We start from the raw sequence: 5,340 nt of genomic DNA, 5'->3' as shown, positions 1-5,340 counted from the left end.
CCGAAGCCCTGTCCCAGCAGGTCAAGGGCCTGGTCTGCCTGATCGACGGGACCCTGGTCCCGACGTTCGCCTGGCGCCACCGCACCGATCTTCTATCCGGCAAGCACCGCCGCCACGGCGTCAACGTCCAACTGGCCGTCGACCTGCACGGGCGGATCCTCGCCGCCAGCCACGCCTTCCCGGGCAGCTGGCANGATGTGCACTGTTTCCGCGAAGCCGGCTGGACACGGGTGGCGCGACGTTTCGGTGGCTGCATGACCGACCTCGGTTACGAAGGCGAACCCGCCGTCCACACCCCGCGGAAGAAGAAGCCCGGAACATCCCTGACCGGCTGGCAGAAACAACTCAACGCCGAGNTCGCGTCCGTCCGGGTCGCCGCCGAATGGGGAGTCGCTCACGCGAAGAACTGGCGAATCCTCACCAGCCNTTACCGCAGCGACCTCGGCCGTATCGATGCCGACATCCAGNCAGCCGTCGGCCTCCAGAAAATCAACGAACAGCAATCCGAGNGAATACTGAGCTTCGAGAGAATCAAGAGAGTTTCTGAATAACTTCCGTGGTGTACCGGGTGGTGCGGCCGGTGTACGAGGGCGCCCTGGAGGACTTGAAGCGGGGAGCCACCAAAACCGGCAAGCCCCTTGACGGCCTCATCGTCTCCGACGTGGACCGGCTCACCCGCGACCCGCGCCACCTGGAAGACGCCATTGACGTGGTGGTCCAGTACGGGCGGCCCGTCATTGACATCAGCGGCACCCTTGACCTCCTCACGGACAACGGGCGCTCCGTGGCCCGGATCGTCGTGGCCCTGAAGAACCAGCAGTCCGCCGACACCTCCCGGCGGGTGCGGACGGCCCACCGCGAGCTCGCCAAGGCGGGTGTCCCCGTGGGCGGCTACCGGCCCTTCGGCTGGGAGCCGGACAAGCGCACCATCCGCAAGGCCGAGGCCGACATGATCGTCGTCGGTGCTGACGAAATCCTTGCCGGGGTCGGCACGCACACGCTCTGCCGCCGCTGGAATGAGCTGGGCATTCTCACGACCCGGGGCCACCAGTGGCAGCGCCAGGTGATGAAGAACATGTATCTGTCTCCCCGCCTCGCGGGCTACCGGGTACACGGCCCGACCACGGTTCCCTTGGAGCAGCGCTACGCCTGCACCGTAGACGGCCAGCCCGTCATGGGCCTTCAAGGTCACATCCTGGACGTCGAGGNCTGGGAGAAGGTGGTGGCGAAGCTCCGCGACCCCGCTCGGACCGGCAACCAGAACATCCACATAGGCGGCCGGAAGTATCTGCTGTCCGGAATCATCCGCTGCGCCTACTGCGGCGCGCGGCTCACCGGCGGCTGGGACAAGGGGTGGAAGAAGCATCACTACTCCTGCCGTCCCGTCACCGCTGGTGGCTGCGGCAGCGTCGCCGTGACCGGCCACCACGTTGACGAACTGGTCACGAACTTGGTGCTGGCCTATCTGGCAAACCGGGACGTGGAAGCCGAAAGCGGCCCGTGGCCCAAGCCGGCCGAGGCGGAGATCGCCGATATCATGGCCGCCTGGCGGGAGACGAAGCGCGGCGGCACCCGCGCCCTCCAGCTGGTGGAGGAGCTGGAGGGGGACGTGGCGAAGCTCCGGGGGGAGCGCAACGACTGGCTGCGCGCCCACTCCGGCCCCCAGCTGACCAACGTGGCCTCGTCCTGGCCTCGGCTGGAGGTGGAGCAGCGCCGTGACATCATCGCCACCGTTATCGAGGCCGTGGTGCTGTCCAAGGCCGATGGGCCGAAGAACCGTTTTGACCCGGATCGCATCACCGTGATCTGGCGTCCCTGACCAACCTGCCCCGCCGGATCACTCTGGCGGGGCTTACCCTTGGCCGCATGGCCCTCCACCTGTCCGGCGACCCCGAGGCCGACGCCCTCATCACGTCCGACGCCTTGGCGCTCCTGGTGGGTATGGTTCTTGACCAGCAAATCGGACATGTAAGGAACGAATTCGGACGTTCCGTCACGGGTTGGATACCCTCTGTGGCATTCGGCTGGGGTTGATGACCGTCCCGCGCTAAANCAGCGCCGAGCGCGGGGATGCAGTTTCCATGATCTCGTCCGCGACCTTCAGCGCTTCCCGCGTCTCATCCACGCTTGGCTCCCGGCCTCCGTGGATTGCCGTGTTCCGAGGCNCCGCNAAAAAGCTCATGANCCGCTTGCCCGCGTCTCCGGGTAGCTGCNCNCCCAGNTTTTTCAGCGCCTGAACGCGCCCGCCGATCTGGCGGCTCTTCTCTATCACATAGCCCGCGACGTCTGACCGTAGTCCAGCAAGTTCCTGATCCAGCAAATAGGTCAGAGCCATCTCCGCCGCCGTCGCCGCATCCAGTACGGCCCTCCGACGCTGCCCGCGGCGGTTGGCCGCGATGGCGTCCCGGAGCAACAAATGTTCGGTGGGCGGCTGGCGACCGTCTGACGCTGCCTTAAGTATCGCCTTCCAGCGATCACTTTCCAAGGCATTTACCGGTGACATGGTGAGGGAAATGGGAGCAGGGTTTCTCACCCTCTCTCCATCGGGACCGTACTTAAACCAGAGTTCGAGGTCATCTCCCGGGCGGCTTGCCCCATCGTAGTGGGGATCAAGGTTTTGTCGCGCTACCACCTCAACCCAGTCGGCCGCGAGCCTCCACCAGGCGTCAATATCCTGGTACAGGTTCTGCCCGCGTTCTTTTCGCCTGACGCTTTCGGGCTGATCCGCGGTGGCAATGGTGTGCCGAACTACGAAGGCGCGGACAAGCGCGTTACCATTGGCTCCTAGCGGATCGTTTGACTTGAAGTGGGACACGTTACCCCATGCACTCCCCACGGAACGGTAGCGTTCGTCCCAGTCAATATCATTCCGCACCGTTTTCATCGCGGGGGCTGTCAGGATAGGCCCATTATTCAGAAGTTGAAGTGAGGGCATGACCAGGCTGATATCCATGCCGCCAATACGAACCGGCGTCTCTGAGGCGAGTACGGCTACCTTGACCGCGACCGGCGCCGGTAGTCTGAATATTCCTTCTAGAGTAAGATCAGGCATGTTGCTCCACATGGGGTACTAATATGGCATCAAAGCTGTCAACGTGTTCTCGAGCGCAAGGAGAGCGCGACGTGCAGCCGCGATGGTTTTCGTCTCATCTACACCATGTTTCACGCCCTGCAACTCATCAAGGCACCGGGTCATCATCATTATGATTACCGTGACGCCGTCGCTTTTCATGCCAAAGCCTCGTACTGCGTAACGAACACGTAGCGCTCGATGCGGTTTGCCGTTCTTAGGGTCAATTTCCTTTGCGTATTGACCAACATTTTCCCGCCATGCGAGGACCTCATCATCAGGCGCAATGGTGCGCAAAGTCCAGTCAAGTGCCTCCACACCCGAGTTCGCCGCCTGAGAGGCCGCATCTGGCCCATTCGAGGTCAGCGCGTGCCAAGCTCCCCTCAGCTTCGGAACCGCCTTAGGGCATGCTTGCCCTAGCCAGGAGGAGAGATGATCAGTAAGCTGTTCACGACCTTCCCGCCACCGTTCATCTTCAAGGTTGGCTTCTTCGGCGGCCTCACCGAGATCATTTCCGATCTCGACTACATGAAGTGTGGTCGCGCCCAGAGAGGAAAGTCGGCCTGGAGATGGTGGCGGCGAGACGATGGCCGCATCAAGGGTTTGGCGCCAGCCGTCGGCTGCGAGATTGGCGAAGGCCAAGAAATTAGGCGGTGGAACCGCAATCAGCGAACGCTCGGCGGCCTTAACGAGCGACTTCTCAAGGTCAGTGAACATCGGACCCAGTAGATTTCTGGCGCTCAGCTTATTGGCAGCGGCAATCGTCTCCGAGAGATACGAAGAACTCAGGCTCTGGGTCAGGACTCCCGCAAGCCGTGCGCCAGCCAGATCCATGGAGGCAATCTTTGCCAAGGAGCTGGTGGCTCCAAGTTCTTTGATGATTGCTTCATATGGCACAGTTGATCCAGCCAGCTGTGCGGCAATTTTCGATATTGAGGAGTTATTGACCGCCAGGGCATCTCGCATCATTCGAGAAAGCTGCTCATTCATTCCCGTGTAGACGCCGGGCGGCACCCGCAACACGATTTCGCTGAGGCGATCCATATCTTTGGACGCAATCTCAAGTGCGGGATCTTCCTCGTCGTGTTCGTCGGTGCTCATTCTGGCTACTCCTTACTCCTGCACCGACTTTTTCATCGGTAGTCGAACCAGCATACGGCAGGCCGCCCCAGGTGAGGCGGGTACTACGGGNGCAAANCTTGTCTACGTCGCTCAAGCGCCGCTCCGCGGCGACCCGCTCCGCCTCCCTCCGGTCGCCGGCGCGGACGGGCGGACGCAGCCTGAACAACAAATATGTTCACGGCTCCACCACGTTCAGCGTTACGCCGGTTTTCCTACCGATGGCCGTCACCCATTTCTCTAGCACATCCGTCCTGCGTTCCAGCCCCGCCACATCCGCCGCCGTATGCTCAGCCCGCAACACGTAGCCATCCATGGCCGCCAGGAGGTCGCCAAACTTGTCTTCCCGCGCTTGGATAACACCGGCCAGACGTGCTACATCGCCGGTCAGCACGTCTATGGACTTCGCCATATGCTCAAAGCGGCGGTTCGTATCAGCCTGCAACTCATCAAAGCGCTTATCGAGATGCTTAGTTAATTGCCGGATTGCTTCATCGTTCATCGTTTCCTAGTATGCCTCTATTTACTGCGCACTTCAAGATAGAATATCCGGCCTCGCTTGCCCACGGCGGGCGTACTCCCCTTGACTTGTAAGGGGAGGGATGGCATTGCGCTCATTGACGTTTCTTTTGATACCCGATACGCTAGAGCCAGGTTAGTTCTCAGTTGTTCTTGTTCGTAACGGCGCTCCGTTTGCAGACGGGTCGCCGTTTTTCGTGCTTATATGTGGCAGTCAACTGCTACGACGCGCTGGCCGCCGTAGCGTGTTTGGATGTCCTCCAGGCGGTTGGTACGCCACTCCTCCCTCGGCACATCTTCCCTCGTGACGATGCCCCACCATCCCATCTGCCCCTGCTGAATCCACTCACCATCAGGCAGGATGTAAGTATTCGGCGATGGCGTGGAGGGGCTGGTTCCGCCGTGTGGCGGTGTCGTGGCTGTGGCGGGAGTCGGGCGGNGNGTCCGCGGGNTGNTGGNGGGGGGNTGTGGGCTCTTCGTGATACGTCGGGTGTAGTTCCTGATACCGAGGACGCTGGTGATGTGTCCTGGGTGGTGTGTCTGTTCTGTCTGTCACCGATGATGTCACCGAGGTGGCGTACTGGCGTGGGCGTGCCGAGCGGGCCGAGGAGTGTGCGGAGAAAGCCGAGGCC

Annotated in this window: 4 protein-coding genes; 2 read left to right on the top strand and 2 right to left on the bottom strand. The window is 61.8% G+C overall.

The window, feature by feature from the left end; genetic code table 11:
- Together CED_RS20760 and CED_RS20755 are read left to right on the top strand one after the other, a co-directional pair.
- Positions 1-551: transposase family protein (locus CED_RS20760; protein WP_051868984.1), on the top strand; the 551-nt coding region annotated here is incomplete at its 5' end.
- Between the two features lie 29 nt (positions 552-580).
- Positions 581-1,819 carry a recombinase family protein gene (locus CED_RS20755; protein ID WP_084680895.1) on the top strand — a complete coding sequence of 413 codons (1,239 nt, stop codon included), beginning with the start codon at positions 581-583 and terminating at the stop codon, positions 1,817-1,819.
- Positions 1,820-3,070: 1,251 nt separating this feature from the next.
- Here the strand turns inward: CED_RS20755 and CED_RS24070 are convergent.
- Both CED_RS24070 and CED_RS20740 read right to left on the bottom strand, forming a co-directional pair.
- The gene (locus CED_RS24070; RefSeq protein ID WP_011436948.1) at positions 3,071-4,171 is read right to left on the bottom strand and encodes a hypothetical protein; all 1,101 of its coding nucleotides are present in this window, start codon (positions 4,169-4,171) and stop codon (positions 3,071-3,073) included.
- A gap of 196 nt (positions 4,172-4,367) precedes the next feature.
- Positions 4,368-4,691, bottom strand: coding sequence for a hypothetical protein (locus tag CED_RS20740; protein WP_023842236.1), 324 nt, complete (start codon positions 4,689-4,691; stop codon positions 4,368-4,370).
- Between the last annotated feature and the right edge of the window lie 649 nt (positions 4,692-5,340).

Source organism: Frankia sp. CeD (assembly GCF_000732115.1).
Taxonomy (GTDB): domain Bacteria; phylum Actinomycetota; class Actinomycetes; order Frankiales; family Frankiaceae; genus Frankia; species Frankia casuarinae.
This window is presented reverse-complemented; position numbering and strand designations above follow the sequence as displayed.

Coding starts and splice junctions, on each gene's coding strand:
- CED_RS20740 (WP_023842236.1), bottom strand. CDS start 4,691: ATGAACGATGAAGCAATCCGGCAATTAACTAAGCATCTCGATAAGCGC.
- CED_RS24070 (WP_011436948.1), bottom strand. CDS start 4,171: ATGAGCACCGACGAACACGACGAGGAAGATCCCGCACTTGAGATTGCG.